At 71.9% G+C, this 16878-nt stretch carries 14 protein-coding genes and 1 pseudogene; 6 read left to right on the forward strand and 9 right to left on the reverse strand.

Annotation, left to right across the window (positions count from 1 at the left end):
* The first annotated feature begins 225 nt into the window (after positions 1-225).
* Entirely contained in the window at positions 226-1245 is a 1020-nt protein-coding gene (locus tag AB0L37_RS11060; RefSeq protein WP_365502753.1) for a hypothetical protein, read from the forward strand.
* Between the two features lie 13 nt (positions 1246-1258).
* Entirely contained in the window at positions 1259-2344 is a 1086-nt protein-coding gene (locus AB0L37_RS11065) for a hypothetical protein (protein WP_365502755.1), read from the forward strand.
* Between the two features lie 66 nt (positions 2345-2410).
* On the opposite strand, the pseudogene AB0L37_RS11070 reads toward AB0L37_RS11065, so the two are convergent.
* A pseudogene (locus AB0L37_RS11070) lies at positions 2411-2622 on the reverse strand (IS1380 family transposase); the annotation flags it as partial.
* Positions 2623-2864: 242 nt separating this feature from the next.
* Entirely contained in the window at positions 2865-3830 is a 966-nt protein-coding gene (locus AB0L37_RS11075; protein ID WP_365502757.1) for a pirin family protein, read from the reverse strand.
* A 153-nt stretch (positions 3831-3983) separates the two neighbouring features.
* On the opposite strand from AB0L37_RS11075, the gene AB0L37_RS11080 reads away from it, so the two are divergent.
* Genes AB0L37_RS11080 through AB0L37_RS11095 form a run of 4 tightly spaced genes read left to right on the forward strand, consistent with a single transcriptional unit; the run spans position 3984 to position 7513 of the window.
* Positions 3984-4679 carry an ABC transporter permease gene (locus AB0L37_RS11080; RefSeq protein ID WP_365503617.1) on the forward strand — a complete coding sequence of 232 codons (696 nt, stop codon included), beginning with the start codon at positions 3984-3986 and terminating at the stop codon, positions 4677-4679.
* Positions 4676-5350: an ABC transporter permease subunit gene (locus tag AB0L37_RS11085; protein ID WP_365502759.1), complete on the forward strand. Its 675-nt coding sequence runs from the start codon at positions 4676-4678 to the stop codon at positions 5348-5350. The genes AB0L37_RS11080 and AB0L37_RS11085 overlap by 4 nt, the downstream gene beginning before the upstream one ends.
* A gap of 50 nt (positions 5351-5400) precedes the next feature.
* On the forward strand, positions 5401-6306 hold the full coding sequence (locus tag AB0L37_RS11090) for an ABC transporter substrate-binding protein (RefSeq protein WP_365503620.1): 906 nt from the start codon (positions 5401-5403) through the stop codon (positions 6304-6306).
* A gap of 28 nt (positions 6307-6334) precedes the next feature.
* A complete protein-coding gene (locus tag AB0L37_RS11095; protein WP_365502761.1) occupies positions 6335-7513 on the forward strand; it encodes an FAD-binding oxidoreductase in 1179 nt (392 codons plus the stop codon).
* A gap of 31 nt (positions 7514-7544) precedes the next feature.
* On the opposite strand, the gene AB0L37_RS11100 is transcribed toward AB0L37_RS11095, so the two are convergent.
* The 7 genes from AB0L37_RS11100 to rhaI form a co-directional block, all read right to left on the reverse strand.
* On the reverse strand, positions 7545-8708 hold the full coding sequence (locus AB0L37_RS11100; RefSeq protein WP_365502763.1) for a betaine/proline/choline family ABC transporter ATP-binding protein: 1164 nt from the start codon (positions 8706-8708) through the stop codon (positions 7545-7547).
* A gap of 25 nt (positions 8709-8733) precedes the next feature.
* A complete protein-coding gene (locus tag AB0L37_RS11105; RefSeq protein ID WP_365502765.1) occupies positions 8734-9378 on the reverse strand; it encodes an LUD domain-containing protein in 645 nt (214 codons plus the stop codon).
* Positions 9375-10853 carry a LutB/LldF family L-lactate oxidation iron-sulfur protein gene (locus AB0L37_RS11110; RefSeq protein WP_365502767.1) on the reverse strand — a complete coding sequence of 493 codons (1479 nt, stop codon included), beginning with the start codon at positions 10851-10853 and terminating at the stop codon, positions 9375-9377. The genes AB0L37_RS11105 and AB0L37_RS11110 overlap by 4 nt, the downstream gene beginning before the upstream one ends.
* Positions 10850-11623, reverse strand: coding sequence for a (Fe-S)-binding protein (locus AB0L37_RS11115; protein ID WP_365502769.1), 774 nt, complete (start codon positions 11621-11623; stop codon positions 10850-10852). The genes AB0L37_RS11110 and AB0L37_RS11115 overlap by 4 nt, the downstream gene beginning before the upstream one ends.
* 71 nt (positions 11624-11694) lie before the next feature.
* Positions 11695-13134, reverse strand: coding sequence for a rhamnulokinase family protein (locus tag AB0L37_RS11120; RefSeq protein ID WP_365502771.1), 1440 nt, complete (start codon positions 13132-13134; stop codon positions 11695-11697).
* Between the two features lie 357 nt (positions 13135-13491).
* Positions 13492-15531 (reverse strand): bifunctional aldolase/short-chain dehydrogenase, encoded by a 2040-nt coding sequence (locus AB0L37_RS11125; RefSeq protein ID WP_365502773.1) that lies wholly within the window; start codon positions 15529-15531, stop codon positions 13492-13494.
* Positions 15532-15586: 55 nt separating this feature from the next.
* Positions 15587-16753, reverse strand: coding sequence for an L-rhamnose isomerase (gene rhaI / locus AB0L37_RS11130; RefSeq protein ID WP_365502775.1), 1167 nt, complete (start codon positions 16751-16753; stop codon positions 15587-15589).
* Positions 16754-16878: the final 125 nt, after the last annotated feature.

The following is a 16878-nucleotide window of genomic DNA, read 5'->3' on the forward strand; positions in this document are numbered from 1 at the left end:
GGGGGGCACCGGGCGCAGGACCGGGGGCGCCGGTACCGGACAGGGGCGCCCCGCGCGCCTCCGGATGCGCTTCGCACCTCGTCGCTCTCAGCGGCATCAGGCCATGGGTGGAAGGTTTGTCGCTGGGGTCGCGCCGTCTCAGTCGGCGGTCGGGGACAGGGGTGGCGTGGGCGGTTCCTGCGGCGTGTGTCACGATCTCCCCCAACCTGTGGGGGGTGTTGCTGAATGGCGCAGGACATTGCGCTGCGGCCGGTGGTGGACCCGGCCCTCGAGGGCGCGGAGCGCGCGCTGTTGGAGAAGTCCGCCGACGGACTCTTCCCGGCCTCGCTGCCGCTGCCCGAGGAGCCGGGGCTGGGCGGCCGTACGAAGGCGGACATCTGGGCGGCCCTGGGGGCCTCCGCGGTGTGCGCGCTGCTGCCGGTGACGATCCTGTGGGCGCTGATCGGGGTGTGGCCCGGCCTGGCCTTCGGGCTCGCGGCGCAGGCGGGGCTGATCTGGGTCGGGGTCCAGTTCGGGTTCGAGGCGTTCATCCTGACCGTCGTGGGCGTGCACCTGCTGGCCTGGTTGCTGATCGTCGTCCTCGGCTGCGGGACGGACGAGCGGCAGCGGGTGGCCCGGCTGCGCCACGGCCGCTACTACCTGGCCGAGGACTTCGGCGACGACTCCCTGCGTGAGCTGCTCGGCCACTCGCCGCTGCGCCGGATGGAGCGCGCACAGGCAGCCGTGACGGCGGTACTCCAGTCGCAGGTCGACCGCGACGGGCTGCTGGACGACATCGCCAACGACGTGACGCTGCCGGCCCAGCAGTACGAGATCGCCCAGCGCCTGGCCGAGCTGACCCGGCTGGCGGGGAAGGTGCGCACCGCTGCCGGGGACGCCTCCGGCTCGCGGGTGGAGGAGGTGCTGCGGACTCAGCGGCAGGCGCTGCGGCTGTCGTCGAGCGCGCTGGAGGAGCGGGTGGAGGCGTTGGAGCGGTACGCCGAGAACACTCGCGCGGCGGACGCGGCGTACCGCGAGTGGGAGGCCGTACGAGAGCTGGAGCAACTCGGCGAGGACATGCACGAGTTGGTGGTGAACACGGTGCGGGACGAGCTGGCCGTCGCCGAGATCGAGGGGCTCGTCGACCGGTCCCGACTCCAGGACCTGCACCGGATGCTGGACGAGGCGCGGGAGGCGGGGCTGCTGGCCACGCGGTTCGCCGACGAGCCGGCCGACCGCCGCTCCGGCGACAGCGGCCGGGCGTGAGGGGGAGGACGACATGACGCAGACATCGCAGCCAAGACGCGAGCCGCACTCCGGCCGTGGCAAGAGGACCTTCGACCGGATCCCGGGCGGGTTCTACCTGGTCGGCGCCCTGGTGATCCTCTTCGAGGTGGTCACGCTCGGGGTGGTGGGCCTGGGCCTGGCCATCGGTGACCCGAGCGACGACGGGGCGTCCCCGGACAAGGATTCCCGGGTCGAGGTCACCTACATCGCGACGGGCGACCACCCCTCGGTGGACCTCACCATCGGCAAGGCGGACGACACCCATGTCCCCGCCGGGATCACCATCCTGCCGTACCGCAAGACCTTCACCCTGCCCGCGGGTGACCCGTTCTACCTGGACGTCCGAAGCCGCGAGGACCAGGAGGGGGGCACCCTGACCTGCACCGTGCTGGTGAACGGCAAGGTGGTCCAGCAGGAGCACAACGCCCCGGACTACCCGGAGGCAGCCACCTGCGAGGGCAGCACCGCGGACGCCCCGAAGCCGGGCATCCCCGTGCCCGGCCTCACCCCCGGCGTCTCCCCGCTGCCCGAGGAGCGGCGGCTCACCGGGACCGTCAAGGTGCCGGACTACCCGGGCAAGGGTTCGCCGGTCGTCGGCACCGTCACGGACTCCTTTCTGGAGTACGCGGAGCTGGGCGGCACGTGGGACCGGAGCAGGCCGCTGGATCCCGTCTTCGACGGCTTCACCCGCAAGCAGGAGGGGCGCCAGCGCGCACTCGTGAAGTCCACGCAGGTCGACGAGGACATCATGGCCGCGGCCGGCGGCACCGGGGAGCTGCGGGGTGTGGCGGGCGCGGTGATGGACGAGCGGCGTCGCTACGAGTACCCCCGCGACCAGGCGAGCCTGGTCGACGTCGCCTCGCAGCCGCTGAAGGTCGACGGACATGACGCCTGGCTGCTGGTCAGCGAGGTCCACTTCCACAAACGCGGGGTGCCGTCCACGATGGACCTGAACGCGGTCCTCGTGGTCGACACCGGGCGGGTCCGCCCCTCGGTGCTGTGGGTCGTACTGCCGGAGACGAACAAGAAACTCTGGCCGGACCTGAACACTCTGATCGCGTCCGTCCGGCTCCGCTGACCCGCACCGATACGGGACGGGCCCGGGCGCGCGACGCGTCCCGGGCCCGTCCGGCAGAGCGCGACGCGGGCGGAACCCGGCCGGCCCGGCCCGCAGCATCCTGACAGCCGCGAGGCCGTTCCCGCCCCCTGCGACCGCCAGGGCTCCATGTCCCGCAGGACCTTGGCCGGCTCGTGCACTGCCCGAGCCTTCCGCCACGGCGTGAGCGTTGCGGATGTCGCGGTGTCCAGGCTGACCCTGCAGACGGTGACGTCGCCAACTTCATCCTTAGATGGCAGAACATGGTGCTTTGCACCTCGTTGCCACCACGGAGTCCGGCTGCGGACCTCGGTAGGAAAGTCAGCATCAGGTCAGCATCGGTCCGACTAGACCTGCCCGCGCCTGGCGAGAGCTGCAACTCGCCGCGCTGCGGAACGATGTTGTGCGGAGCGTTTGCTCGCGCGATCGCCAGAGCTCGGGCGAGGGTGAGGGTGAGGATCCCTCGCCCGGCTCCCGGCGATCTTCGTTATGAATGACCAGATCAGCGCACGCGTCCCCGTGGTTTCAACGGCACAGGCGGCAGCTCGGGAGCGTCCAGTGGCGCTCCGTCATACCCCTTTACTTCCCCGAACCTCGACCCGTTCATCCAGTCCTCACGCGCCTGCGTGATCTCGTCCTGGTTGCGCCCGATGAAGTTCCACCACATCACGAGCTCCTCCTCGAACGGCTCGCCGCCCAGGAGCATCACGCCCGCGTCCGACCCGGCGCGCAGCGGGAGTTCGGTGCGGCCGCAGCCGAGGTAGAGCATCGAGCCGGGCTGGAGCGGGACGTCGTCGACGTGGGTCTCGCCGGACATCGACAGGACCGCGTACTCGAAGTCGGGGTTCAGCGGGACGCGCAGGTCCGCGCCCGACGTGAGGGTCAGGTCCGCGCCGACCAGCGGGGTGTACGTCGTGCCGGGGGATGTGGTGCCGTCGAGCGTGCCCAGGATGACCGTCGCCGTGAGGCCGGGGGCCGTCACCGTCGGCAGGGCCGCGTGGTGCTCGAAGCGCGGGTCCGTGTGGCGGTGCGCGTCGGGCAGGGCCACCCAGAGCTGGGCGCCGTGCAGGAAACGGGCGTGGGAGCGCGGGCTCTCCTCGGAGTGGGAGATGGCGCGGCCCGACGTCATGAGTCCGAGTTCGCGGGGGCGGATCGTCTGGAGGCTGCCCGTGGAGTCGCGGTGCAGGACCTCGCCGTCGTGCAGCCACGACACCGTCTGGAGTCCCATGTGCGGGTGCGGCGGCACCTGCATGCCGGGCTCGTCCGCGATGTCGTCCGGCCCGTAGTGGTCGACGAAGGCCCACGCGCCCACCATGCGGCGGCCCAGGTTGGGCAGCAGTCGGCGTACCTCCGTGGACTCGCCGAGCCGCACGGTGCGCGGGCTGAGGAGTTCACGGACCGGCTCCGCCACGACGAATCCCCGTCCGCCGCACACGGAGGGCACCGCCTCGCGATCAAGATTGCTCATGCCGGACAACCTAGCCGGGTGTCCGTCGTGCGTCAGTCCCGTGGTGGGAAGTCGCCCCGCCGGACGGCGTGCGGGCCGCCTCGTCCGCCGCCCGTACGGGTCACCCAGCGCGCCGTGCGCCCCATCTGCCACTGGAATGGTCGGGTGCCCCTCGTGACCGCGGTGCCGGACGCGCCGCCGCCGGACGACTGCCTCGCCCGCAACGACTGGATCTGCGGCGAGTACCTGAGCACGCGTCGGCACATCCTCGTGGACGCCGTGGTGCAGCATCTGCAGATCACCTGCGTCGCCGTGGCGATCGCGCTCGTCATCGCCGTGCCGCTGGCCGTCGTCGCACGCCGGTGGGGCTGGGCCGCCGGGCCCGTGCTCGCCCTGACCACCGTGCTCTACACGATTCCGTCGCTCGCGATGTTCTCGCTGCTGCTGCCCGCCTACGGTCTGTCCGCGACGCTCGTCGTCGCCGGGCTCGTGCTGTACTCGCTGACCCTGCTCGTACGGAACATCCTCGCCGGGCTCCGCGCCGTCCCCCAGGAGACCCGTCAGGCTGCCCGCGGCATGGGGTACGGGCCGATCCGGCTGCTGCTCACCGTCGAGCTGCCGCTCGCACTGCCCGCCGCCCTGGCCGGACTGCGGATCGCCACCGTCTCCGCCGTCTCGCTGGTGACGGTCGGCGCCATCGTCGGGTACGGGGGTCTCGGCAACCTCATCTACGCCGGGATGAACACCTACTTCAAGGCGCAGGTGCTGACGGCCTCCGTGCTGTGCGTCGTCATCGCCGTCGCCGCGGACGTGCTGCTGCTCGGCGTGGGCCGGCTGCTCACGCCCTGGACGAGAGCGAGCCGCGGGTGAAGACCCTCACCGACGCCTGGGACTGGCTCGCCGACTCCGCGCACTGGTCCGGCGACGACGGCATCTGGCACCGGCTCACCCAGCACCTGGTGCTCACGGTGGTGTGTCTCGTCGTGAGTTGTCTGATCGCCCTGCCCGTCGCCCTCGTGCTCGGGCATCTCGGCAAGGGTGGCGCCCTCGCCGTCAACATCTCCAACATCGGGCGTGCCGTGCCGACCTTCGCCGTCCTCGTCCTTCTGCTCCTCACCCCCCTCGGGCAGTACGGGGAAGGGCCCACGGTCGTCGCCCTGGTCCTGTTCGCCGTACCCCCGCTGCTCACCAACGCGTACGTGGGCATGCGCGGCGTCGATCGCGGAGTCGTGCAGGCCGCGCGGGGGATGGGCATGACCGGGTCGCAGATGCTGAGGAAGGTCGAGGTGCCGCTCGCGCTGCCGATGATCATGAACGGGGTGCGGATCGCCGCCGTGCAGCTCGTCGCCACCGCCACGATCGCCGCCCTGGCCGGCGGCGGCGGGCTCGGCCGCATCATCACCGCCGGGTTCAACCTCGCCAGCACCCCGCAGGTCGTCGCGGGCGCCGTGCTGGTCGCCGTGTTCGCGCTCCTCGTCGAGGGGGTCTTCGAAGTCGCCGAGCGGCTCGCTCCGGCCTGGGCGCGGGGGAGGGCCGGGTGACCGGGGCGAGGGGCCGCACGTGGCTCGCGACGGCGGTCGTGGGGGTGTTGATGGCCGCAGTCGGGTGCTCCGGCGGGCCCTCGCTGGAGAACCAGGGAGAGGTGACCGCGCCGCCCGGCGACAACAAGCACCTCGTCATCGGGTCCGCCGGATTCACCGAGAGCGATCTGCTCGCCAACATGTATGCGCTGCTGCTGAAGAACTCCGGCTACGGGACCGAGATTCTGTCCGTCGCCAACCGCGAGCTGTACGAACCCGCCCTGGAATCCGGGCAGATCGACGTCGTCCCCGAATACGCGGCCACCTTCGCCGACTGGCTCAACGCCAAGACCCACGGCGCCGACGCCGCGCCCGTCGGCTCGCCCGACCTCGACGCCACCATGAAGGCGCTGCGGGACCTCGCCCGGCCGCGCGGCCTCGTCGTCCTCGACCCCGGCAGGGCCGTCGACCAGAACGCCTTCGCCGTCGCGTCGTCGTACGCGAAGGAGCACCGGCTGAAGACGCTCAGCGATCTGGGCGCCTCCGGGCTGAAGGTGCGGCTCGCCGCCGGCGACGAGTGTGTCCAACGCCCTTACTGCGAACCGGGGTTGAAGAAGGTCTACGGCATCGACATCACCGGCGTCGACCCGAAGGGCGTCGGTACCACCCAGTCGAAGAAGGCCGTGCAGAACGGGCAGGACCAGATGGTGCTGACCACGACCACCGACGCCACGCTCGGCGACTTCGGGCTCGTCCTGCTCGACGACGACAAGCACCTCCAGAACGCCGACTACATCGTGCCCGTCGTCAACCGCTCCCGGGCCGGCAGCGCGAAGGTCGCCGAGGCGCTCGGCGCGCTCAACTCAGTCCTCACCACCGACGACCTGGCCTCGATGAACCAACAGGTCGACAGCTGGCGCCGGCTCCCCGAGGACGTCGCCCGCACCTACCTTCAGGACAAGGGCCTGGTGAAGTAGAGCGCGCTCAGCGGGTAGACGCACGCCTATGAGCCGAGTCCTTGTCGTGGGCGCGGGCGTGCTCGGCGCCTGCGTCACCTACCATCTCGCCCGCGCGGGCGCCCACGTCGTCGTCGTGGACGAGGCGCGGCCCGCGGGCGGCACCTCCGGCGCCACGTTCTCCGCCGACGTGACCCACCTCAAGACCCCGTACGCCTACTACCGGTTGAACCGGCAGAGCTCCGAAGAACACATCGGACTCGCCGCCGAACTGGGCGGGCCGCGCTGGCGGCATCCCGTGCCGCACGTCCAGTGGGCCGAGCGCGAGGCGGACCGGCGGGCCTTGCGCGAGCGGGCGCAGCGGGCCCGCGGCTGGGGGCACGCGTGCAGGATCGCCCCGGCCGCCGTGCTCAGCGACCTCGCGCCCGCCGTCGACCCGGCCGCCTGCCCCGCCGACGAGGTCGTCGTGCACGAGCGCACCGCCTGGTACGACGCGCCGCGCTTCGTACGGACACTCCTCGACGCCGCCGTACGGCACGGCGGCGTCGAGACGCACTACGGGGCCCGCGTCACCGCACTGCTGCGCGCGGGCAGCCGGGTCACCGGCGTCGTCGCGGGGGAGCGGCACAGGACCGCCGACGTCGTCGTCAACTGCGCGGGCCCCGGCGCGGACCGCCTCGCCGCGCTCGCCGGGGCTCGGCTCCCGCTGCGCCGGGTGCCCGGCCTCGTCGCCGCGAGCCGTCCGCTGCCCGGCGGTCCGCTCACCGCGATCCTCTCCGCGCCCGGCATCGACCTGCGCCCCACCCCCGACGGCGGGGTGCTCAGCCTCTCCTGGGAGGTCGACGCCCGCCTCGACGGCACGGCGGTCGGCGGACTGCCGCAGGAACTCCACCGGCGGGCCCGCACCGTCGTGCCCGCTCTGCGCGGGGTACCGGTCGCCGACGCGCGGATCGGGGTGCGGCCGGTACCGGCGGACGGACTGCCGCTGGTCGGTGAGATACCGGGCGCACCCGGTATCTATCACCTGGTCTCGCACAGCGCGGTGACCCTCGCACCGGTGCTCGGCCGGCTCGCCGCACAGGAGATCACCACTGGTAGGACCGCACCGGAACTCGCCGCGTACCGGCCCGACCGGCCGCTCCCCGGCGACGTACACGACGAGAACCTGCGCGCGATGGACGAGCGGAGGCCGCGGCGCGAAGAACTGAACCCTCAACCTGAAGTCTAGGGTGAGGGTTCAAGGTGGGGCCGGGGTGCGCTCACGCGTCCGCCACCGAGTCGAACTCCACCTCGTCCCGCGCGATCCCCTGCGCGTCCGCGTCGACCGAGCGGCGCAGCGCCTCATGGAGTTTCGCCGGGGTGAGGACACCGAGGAAGCGGGCGCCGTCCAGGACCGCGACCCAGCCCGCGTCGTGCTGGAGCATCACGCCGAACGCCTGCTTCAGCGGGGCGCCGACCGGCACCCACGCGTTCATCCGGTGCGCGAGGTCCGCGACCCGGCCGTCCCGGCCGGCGAGGGACGCCTCGTCGATGCCGACCCAGCCGTGCAGATCGCCCTGCTCGTCGAGGACGACCGCCCAGCGCGCCGACTCGTCGCGCATCCGGGCCGCGGCCTGTGCGGCGGACTCGTCGAGCCGGGCCACCGACGGCTGTTCCAGGTCGTGCGGCTCGATCTCCGTCACCGACAGGCGCTTGAGGCCGCGGTCCGCGCCGACGAACTCGGCCACGTACGGCGTCGCGGGCGTGCCGAGGACCGCGCCGGGCGTGTCGAACTGCTCGATGCGCCCCTGCCCGTACACCGCGATCCGGTCGCCGAGCCGCACGGCCTCCTCGATGTCGTGCGTGACGAGGAGGACCGTCTTGCGCACGGCGGCCTGCATCCGCAGGAACTCGTCCTGGAGCTGCTCGCGCACCACCGGGTCCACGGCACCGAACGGCTCGTCCATCAGGAGCACCGGCGGGTCGGCCGCGAGCGCGCGGGCGACGCCCACCCGCTGGCGCTGGCCGCCGGAGAGCTGTTCCGGATAGCGGCTGCCGTACGTCTTCGGGTCCAGGCCCACCAGGTCGAGCAGTTCGGCGGCGCGCGCCTTGGCCTTCGCCTTCTTCCAGCCGACGAGCGCGGGCACGGTCGCCGTGTTGTCGAGGATCGTGCGGTGCGGGAAGAGGCCGACCTGCTGGATGACGTAGCCGATCCGGCGGCGCAGCTTGACTGGGTCGACCGTCGAGATGTCCTCGCCGTCGACGTAGATGCGGCCCGACGTGGGCTCGATGAGCCGGTTGACCATCATCATCGTCGTGGTCTTGCCGCAGCCGGACGGGCCGACGAGCGTGACCAGTTCGCCCTCGGCGACCTCGAAGGACAGGTCGTCCACCGCCGTCGTGCCGTCCGCGTACCGCTTGGTGACATGGTCGAACCGGATCATGGAGTCACGCTAACCGCGGCCGCCGCTACGCGCTCACCAGGACCACCTCGAGAGTGCGCGGCCCGTGCACCCCCTCGACCCGGTCGAGCTCGATGTCGCTGGTCGCGGACGGGCCGGAGATCCAGGTCAGCGGGCGCGCCGGGTCGAGCCGTCCGAGGGCCTGCGGTACGGAGGACACGACCTGGTCGGGTACGCGGACCACGACGATGTGGTGGTCGGGGACGAGGGTGATGCGGCGACGGCCCTGGTCCGGGCCGCCGTCCAGGACGATCGTGCCGGTCTCGGCGACGGCGACGGCGCACGCGGTGACCACGCTGTCGACCTCGTCGAGTTCGGCGGGGGTGGTCGCCTCCTCGTCGCGGACCCGGGCGGCATCGGTCCCGGCGAGCCACTGCGCGGGCAGGTCCCGCGGGGTCACCAGCGACCGCGTGCCGTGCTCGCGCAGCAGCCGGGCGAGGGTGTCCGCCAGCTCCCCGGCGGTGCACCGGTGCACGAGCGCCCGGTAGTCCGCCAGGTTCTCCGCGAGCAGCTCGACCGTCTGCTCGGTGGTCCGGTCCCCGTGCTCGCGCAGATAGCCGCGGTCGATGTCCTTCTCGTACGGGACCGGAGGCCCGGCCGGGCCTCCGAGGGCCCGCCGCACCCGGCCCAGGATCACGTCCCTGCTGCTCACTTGCCTGTCTCCTTGCCGCCGTCGGTCCGCTGCCACCAGTCGCGGAACGGTTCCGCGGGCACCTGCGGCAGATCCCGTGTCGCCGTCCACGCCCTGCCGGGGCCGGGCACCGTCCGCGGATGGAAGCGGCGGGTGCGCGAGGCGAGGCGCTGGCCGGCGGCGAGGGCGGCCGGGTGGGTGAACGCCCAGCGGGCCGCGCGCATCGCGGCGCGCTCCGCCGCATGCCCCTTGGCCGGCTTGAGCCTCACCTTCGTGCCGCGCAGGGTCACCGCGCCGCCCTCGACGACCCGCTCGCGCAGATGGACGAGGACCTCGGGGATGTCGATGGCGACCGGGCACACCTCGTAGCAGGCGCCGCACAGCGAGGACGCGTACGGAAGTGAGGCGTCGATCTCGCTTGCCGTGCCGCGGAGTTGCGGGCTGAGGATGGCGCCGATCGGGCCGGGGTAGACCGAGCCGTACGCGTGGCCGCCGGCCCGCTCGTACACCGGGCACACGTTCAGGCACGCCGAGCAGCGGATGCAGCGCAGCGCCTGGCGGCCCACCTCGTCGGCGAGGGTGTCGGTGCGGCCGTTGTCGATCAGGACCAGGTGGAACGTCCGGGGGCCGTCGCCGTCCGTGGTGCCGGTCCACGTCGACGTGTACGGGTTCATGCGTTCGGCCGTCGACGAGCGCGGCAGCGTCTGGAGGAAGACCTCCAGGTCCTGCCACGTCGGGACGATCTTCTCGATGCCGACGACGGAGATCAGCGTCTCGGGGAGGGTCAGGCACATACGGCCGTTGCCCTCCGACTCGACGACGACGAGCGTGCCGGTCTCGGCGACCATGAAGTTCGCTCCCGAGATGCCGACCTTGGCGCGCAGGAACTTCTCGCGCAGGTGGAGGCGGGCCGCCTCGGCGAGTTCGGCGGGGGTGTCGGTGAGCCCCTCCGGGGCCGGGCGCCCCCAACTGCCCATCTTCTCGGCGAAGATGTCGCGGATCTCGCCGCGGTTGCGGTGGATCGCGGGGACCAGGATGTGCGAGGGCCGGTCGTCGCCGAGCTGCACGATGAGTTCGGCGAGGTCGGTCTCGTAGGCGTGGATGCCCTCGGCCTCCAGGTGCTCGTTGAGGCCGATCTCCTGCGTGGCCATCGACTTGACCTTGACGACCTCCGACTCGCCCGTCTCCCGCACGAGGCGCGTGACGATGCGGTTGGCCTCGTCGGCGTCGCGCGCCCAGTGGACGGTGCCGCCCGCGGCCGTCACCGACTCCTCCAACTGGACCAGATAGTGGTCGAGATGGCGCAGCGTGTGGTCCTTGATCTGCTTGCCCGCCTCGCGCAGGGCCGCCCAGTCGTCGAGCTCCGCGACGGCGCGGGCGCGCTTGTCGCGGATGGTGTGCGTGGCGTGCTTCAGGTTCGCGCGCAGGGTCGTGTTCCGTACGGCGTCGTGCGCGGCCTTCGGGAAGGCCGGCATGCCGACGAAGGTGCCGCTCATGCGTGCTGCTCCTCTTCTGTGCGCGCCAGGATCTCCGCGATGTGGACCGGACGCATCCCGACCTTCAGCCGGGTCATCGTGCCGCCGATGTGCATCAGGCACGAGTTGTCGGCGGCGCACAGCACGTCGGCACCCGTCGACTCCGCGTTGCGCACCTTGTCGGCACCCATCGCCGAGGAGACATCGGAGTTCTTCACCGCGAACGTGCCGCCGAAGCCGCAGCACTCCTGCGCGCCCGGCAGCTCCACCAGCTCAAGTCCCTTGACCGCGCGCAGCAGTTGGAACGGCCGCTCGCCCAGGCCCAGCGAGCGCAGGCCGTGGCAGGTCGGGTGGTACGTCACCTTGTGCGGGTAGTACGCGCCGACATCGGTCACCTTCAGGACGTCGACGAGGAACTCGGTGAGCTCGTACGTCTTGGGGATCACCGGCGCGAGTGTCGCCGCGAGCCGGTCGCCCCGGCCCTCGGCGCGCGCCCGCTCACCCATCCTGGGGTACAGCTCGCGCACCATCGCCGCGCACGAACCGGACGGCGTGATGATTGCGTCGTAATCACCCGACGCGAGCCCCGGCCCGAAGACATCGGAGTAATGCTGGGCCAGCGGCTCCGCCTCGTGACGGTAGCCCGTGTTGTAGTGCGGCTGTCCGCAACAGGTCTGCGCGGCCGGGAAGTCGACCTCGACGCCCAGCCTGGTCAGGAGTTTCACCACGGCACGGCCCGTGTCCGGATAGAGCGTGTCGTTGACACACGTCAGGAAGAGCGCGACACGCATGGTGGCCCCTTCGTTCGTAGATGCGGCTCGGTCATCGGATGGATGCAGCGTACGTGGTACGGGCGCCTCGGTCACGGGGTCGTGACACGGGCCGCCGCCGCGTCCCACTCGGCGCGCCGGCCGCGCGGCTCGTACCGCGTCAACTCCTGGGTACGGGCGACCAGTCGGCGCATGGCGGCCCGGTCGCCGATGTCGCCCTGGGCGCGGGCCTGCACGAGGACGTTGCCGAGCGCGGCGGCCTCCGGGGGACCGGCCACGACCGGCAGCCCGCAGGCGTCGGCGGTGAGCCGGCACAGCAAATCGTTGCGGGCCCCGCCGCCCACGATGTGCACCACGTCGACCGGGCGGTCGGCGAGGCGGGCCGCGTCCGCGACGGCGCGGCGGTGCGCGAGGGCGAGCGAGTCGAGGATGCAGCGGGTCGTCTCGGCACGGGTGCGGGGTTCCGGCTGGCCGGTGGCGCGGCAGGCGGCGGCGATCCGTTCGGGCATGCCGCCCGGGGCGAGAAAGGCGGGGTCGCCCGCGTCGACGACCGACCGCAGCGGGGTGCTGCGGGCCGCCCCGTCGAGGAGTTCGGCCAAGTCGGCGTCCCGCCAGGTGCGTTGGCACTCCTGGAGCAGCCACAGGCCCATGATGTTGCGGAGGTAGCGGACGGTGCCGTCGATGCCGAGCTCGTTCGTGAAGTTCGCGGCGCGGCTCTCCTCGGTCAGGACCGGGGCGTCGAGTTCGAGGCCGGCCAGGGACCAGGTGCCCGTGCAGATGTACGCGAAGTGCTCCTCGGTCGCCGGGACCGCCGCCACCGCCGACGCCGTGTCGTGCGAGGCGACGGTCGTCACCGGCACGGGTCCGGTCAGGCCGGTCTCGTCGAGGACGTGCGGGAGCAGCTCGCCCGCCGGGTCGCCGGGGCGGCGCAGCGGGGCGAACAGGCCGAGGTCGACGCCGGCGCGCTCCGCGATGCCATGGGCCCAGTCCCCGGTGCGCGGGTCGATGAGCTGGGTCGTGGAGGCGTTGGTCAGCTCGGTGCCCTGCTGTCCCGTGAGCCAGTACGTCAGCAGGTCGGGGATGAGCAACAGGCGGCGCGCGGCGCGGAGTTGGGCCGTGTCGCGGGCGGCGGCGAGCTGGTACAGGGTGTTGAACGGGGCGTACTGGATGCCGGTCGCCGCGTACAGCTCCTCCTGGGGGACGCTCGCCCAGACCTGCTCGGCGGCGTGGTCCGTGCGGGTGTCCCGGTAGTGGAACGGGTTGCCGAGGAGGGCGCCGTCCGCGTCGAGGAGGCCGTGGTCGACGGCCCAGCTGTCGATGCCGAGGGAGCAGACGGGGCCGGATGCGCGCAGGCCGTCGAGGATGCCGGTGTAGAGGCCGAGGATGTCCCAGTGCAGGCCGTCGGGGGTGCGGGTCGGCCTGTTCGGGAACCGGTGGGACTCCGTCAGGGTGAGGGTGTCCGGGGTGACCTGGGCGGTCATGACGCGGCCGCTCGAGGCGCCCAGGTCGATCGCGGCGTAGGGGGTGTGCATGGGTTGCCTTCGGGCCGTTGGGGTTGGGGGAGGGGTGTTGTGGGCTCGCGGGTGCGCCGTGGCCGGCTGGGGATTGTCGGCGGGTGCGCGTTTCGTCGTGGCTGGTCGCGCAGTTCCCCGCGCCCCTGAAATGCCTGCGCTTCGCGCGCATTTCCCCGATAGGGGCTGAGCGGCGAAGTCGCTCGCCTTCAGGAGAGGCACGCCTCCGCGATCGCGCCCTATGAGATGGCGCACGAAGTGCGCATCTCAGGGGCGCGGGGAACTGCGCGACCAGCCCCCACCGGGCCGCAGCCCGCGAACAGACCGCGACCCGGCAGACGAGCGGCGGGGGCCGCTCGCAGGATCAGCGCGCTCCGGTCACCGCAAGAACGCCGCCGCCACCCCGGCATCGACCGGCACGTGCAACCCCGTCGTATGCGTCAACTCCCCACCCGTCAAAGCGAACACCGCGTTGGCCACATGCTCCGGAAGGACCTCCCGCTTCAACAGCGTCCGCTGCGCGTAGAACTCGCCCAGCTTCTCCTCCTCGATGCCGTAGGTCGCCGCCCGCTGCGCACCCCAGCCGCCCGCGAAGATGCCCGAGCCGCGCACGACGCCGTCGGGGTTGACGCCGTTCACGCGGATCCCGTCACCGCCCAACTCGGCCGCGAGAAGGCGGACTTGGTGGGCCTGGTCCGCCTTCGTCGCCGAGTACGCGACATTGTTCGGGCCGGCGAACACCGCGTTCTTGGAGGCGATGTAGACGATGTCGCCACCCATGCCCTGCGCCTTCATCACGCGGGCCGCCTCGCGCGAGACCAGGAAGGAGCCGCGCGCCATGATGTCGTGCTGGAGGTCCCAGTCCCTGGCCGTGGTCTCCAGGAGCGGCTTGGAGATGGAGATGCCGGCGTTGTTGACGACCAGGTCGACGCCGCCGAAGGCCAGGGCCGCGGTCCGGAACGCCTCGGCGATCTGCTCCTCCGACGTGACGTCGACGGTCACCGCCACCGCCTTGTCCGGGCCGCCCAGCTCCTCGGCGACCGCCGCCGCGCCGTCCGCGTTCAGATCGGCGACGACGACGCACGCGCCCTCGGCGGCCAGGCGGTGGGCGATGGCCTTGCCGATGCCGCTGCCCGCGCCGGTCACCAGCGCGACCCGGGTGGCGAGCGGCTTCGGCTTCGGCATCCGCTGGAGCTTGGCCTCCTCCAGGGACCAGTACTCGATGCGGAACTTCTCCGACTCCTCGATCGGCGCGTACGTGGACACCGCTTCGGCGCCGCGCATGACGTTGATCGCGTTGACGTAGAACTCGCCCGCGACGCGTGCCGTCTGCTTGTCCTTGCCGAACGAGAACATGCCGATCCCTGGGATCAGCACGATCGCCGGGTCGGCGCCGCGCATCGCCGGGGAGCCCTCGACGGCGTGCCGCTGGTAGTAGGCGGCGTACTCCTGGCGGTACTCGGCGTGCAACTCCGTCAACCGGTCGACCACCGCGGTGAGTTCGGCGGTCGGCGGCAGGTCGAGGACCAGCGGGCGGACCTTCGTGCGCAGGAAGTGGTCCGGGCACGACGTGCCGAGCGCGGCCAGGCGCGGGTGCTCCGCCGAGGCAAGGAAGTCGAGGACCGCCGGCGAGTCGTCGAAGTGGCCGACCTGCGGGCGGTCGCTGGACGCCAACCCCCGGATGTACGGGGCGAGTTCGGCGGCCCGCGCCCGGCGCTCGGCGGCGCCGAGGGCCCCGTAGCCCTCCAGGGCGGGACCGAAGGGCTCGGCCTTGCCGCGCTCGGCGAGGAACGTCTCGGCGGTGCGGATGATGAACAGGGAGTTCGCCTCGCACTCCGCGGCCGTGTCGCCCCACGCCGTGATGCCGTGGCCGCCGAGAATGCAGCCGACGGCCCGCGGGTTGGCGGCCTTGATCGCGGCGATGTCGAGGCCCAGCTGGAAGCCGGGGCGGCGCCACGGCACCCACACGACCCGCTCGCCGAAGCACTCGGCGGTCAGCTTCTCGCCGTCCGCCGCGCAGGCGAGGGCGATACCGGAGTCGGGGTGCAGATGGTCGACGTGGGCCGCGTCCACCAGGCCGTGCATGGCGGTGTCGATGGACGGCGCCGCGCCGCCCTTGCCGTGCAGGCAGTAGTCGAACGCGGCGACCATCTCGTCCTCGCGCTCCACCCCCGGGTACACCGAGGTGAGCGCTTTGAGCCGGTCGGTGCGCAGGACCGCGAGACCGCCCTCGGTGAGCGTGCCGAGGTCGCCGCCCGAGCCCTTGACCCACATCAGCTCGATGTCGGAGCCGGTGACCGGGTCGGTCTCGATGCCCTTGGCGGAGGTGTTGCCGCCGGCGTAGTTGGTGTTGCGGGGGTCGGCGCCGAGCCGGTTCGAGCGCTCGATCAGCGCGGCGACCTCAGGATGCGTAGCCATGAAAGTCCCTATGTTCCAGGTGAGTTGAAGGCGCGGTCGAAGAGGCGGATGGCGCTCAGGCGCCCCACCCGGCCTGCTCGCCGCCGACCCGCTCGGCCACGATCCGCTCCTGCCAGCCCGACGCCGCGTACCCGGCGACCGGGTCCGGGTTCAGGCCCCGCTCCTCGCGCCACTCGGCGAGCAGCGGCCGCACATCGGTGTTGTAGGCGTCCATCACGACGGCGTTGGCGGCGAGCACGTCACCGGCGGCCTGCGCCGCGCGCAGCGCCTCCTGGTCGACGAGCAGCGCCTTGGCCGTCGCCTCCTGGACGTTCATCACGGAGCGGATGACCGCGGGGATCTTCGCCTCGATGTTGTGGCACTGGTCGAGCATGAACGCCACGTTCGTGGCCGGCTCGAAGCCGCCGTTCTTCGCCACCTCGTGCAGGATCCGGAAGAGCTGGAAGGGGTCGGCCGAGCCCACCATCAGGTCGTCGTCGGCGTAGAAGCGCGAGTTGAAGTCGAAGCCGCCGAGCTTCCCCTCGCGCAGCAACAGCGCCACGATGAACTCGATGTTGGTGCCCGGCGCATGGTGCCCGGTGTCGACGACGACCTGCGCCTTCTCGCCCAGCTTCATGCACTGGAGGTACGAGGTGCCCCAGTCGGGCACGTCGGTCGAGTAGAAGGCCGGCTCGAAGAACTTGTACTCCAGGAGGAGACGCTGGTCGTCGCCGAGGCGCTCGTAGACCGTGGCGAGGGACTCGGCGAGCCGGTCCTGGCGGGCCACGATGTCGTCCTGGCCCGGGTAGTTGGTGCCGTCGGCGAACCAGAGCTTCAGGTCCTTCGACCCGGTCGCGTCCATGATGTCGACGCACTCCAGGAGGTGGTCGACCGCCTTGCGGCGCACCGCCGGGTCCGGGTGACAGACGCTGCCGAGCTTGAAGTCGTCGTCCTGGAAGGTGTTGGAGTTGATCGCCCCCAGCTCCAGGCCGCGCTCCTTGGCGTGCGCGCCGAGCGCGGCGTAGTCGTCGACCTTGTCCCACGGGATGTGCAGCGCCACCTTCGGGGCGATCCCGGTGAACTCGTGCACCTTCGCCGCGTCGTCGAGCTTCTCCTGCGGCGTGCGGGGCACACCGGCCTGCGCGAACACCTTGAACCGGGTGCCGGAGTTGCCGTAGCCCCAGGACGGCGTCTCGATCCGCTGGTTGGAGAGTGCGGCCTTCACGGCAGCGATGTCAGGCATGTCCACCTCTGGGTGCGCGGGTCGTGGCATGAACCGAGTGAATCGATTCATTCGCAGGGGAAGTTAGCCCTGTGTGCCGAGGCCGTCAAGGGGTCGCGCACAAGGTCAACTGCGTTACTCAATCG

The organism is Streptomyces sp. NPDC052225 (assembly GCF_040679615.1).
Lineage (GTDB): Bacteria > Actinomycetota > Actinomycetes > Streptomycetales > Streptomycetaceae > Streptomyces.

Bases quoted from the DNA above. Each gene is read 5' to 3' on its own strand.
- AB0L37_RS11100 (WP_365502763.1), bottom strand. From the start codon at position 8,708: ATGATCCGGTTCGACCATGTCACCAAGCGGTACGCGGACGGCACGACG.
- AB0L37_RS11060 (WP_365502753.1), top strand. From the start codon at position 226: ATGGCGCAGGACATTGCGCTGCGGCCGGTGGTGGACCCGGCCCTCGAG.
- AB0L37_RS11110 (WP_365502767.1), bottom strand. From the start codon at position 10,853: ATGAGCGGCACCTTCGTCGGCATGCCGGCCTTCCCGAAGGCCGCGCAC.
- AB0L37_RS11125 (WP_365502773.1), bottom strand. From the start codon at position 15,531: ATGGCTACGCATCCTGAGGTCGCCGCGCTGATCGAGCGCTCGAACCGG.
- AB0L37_RS11115 (WP_365502769.1), bottom strand. From the start codon at position 11,623: ATGCGTGTCGCGCTCTTCCTGACGTGTGTCAACGACACGCTCTATCCG.
- rhaI (WP_365502775.1), bottom strand. From the start codon at position 16,753: ATGCCTGACATCGCTGCCGTGAAGGCCGCACTCTCCAACCAGCGGATC.
- AB0L37_RS11065 (WP_365502755.1), top strand. From the start codon at position 1,259: ATGACGCAGACATCGCAGCCAAGACGCGAGCCGCACTCCGGCCGTGGC.
- AB0L37_RS11075 (WP_365502757.1), bottom strand. From the start codon at position 3,830: ATGAGCAATCTTGATCGCGAGGCGGTGCCCTCCGTGTGCGGCGGACGG.
- AB0L37_RS11095 (WP_365502761.1), top strand. From the start codon at position 6,335: ATGAGCCGAGTCCTTGTCGTGGGCGCGGGCGTGCTCGGCGCCTGCGTC.
- AB0L37_RS11120 (WP_365502771.1), bottom strand. From the start codon at position 13,134: ATGCACACCCCCTACGCCGCGATCGACCTGGGCGCCTCGAGCGGCCGC.
- AB0L37_RS11090 (WP_365503620.1), top strand. From the start codon at position 5,401: ATGGCCGCAGTCGGGTGCTCCGGCGGGCCCTCGCTGGAGAACCAGGGA.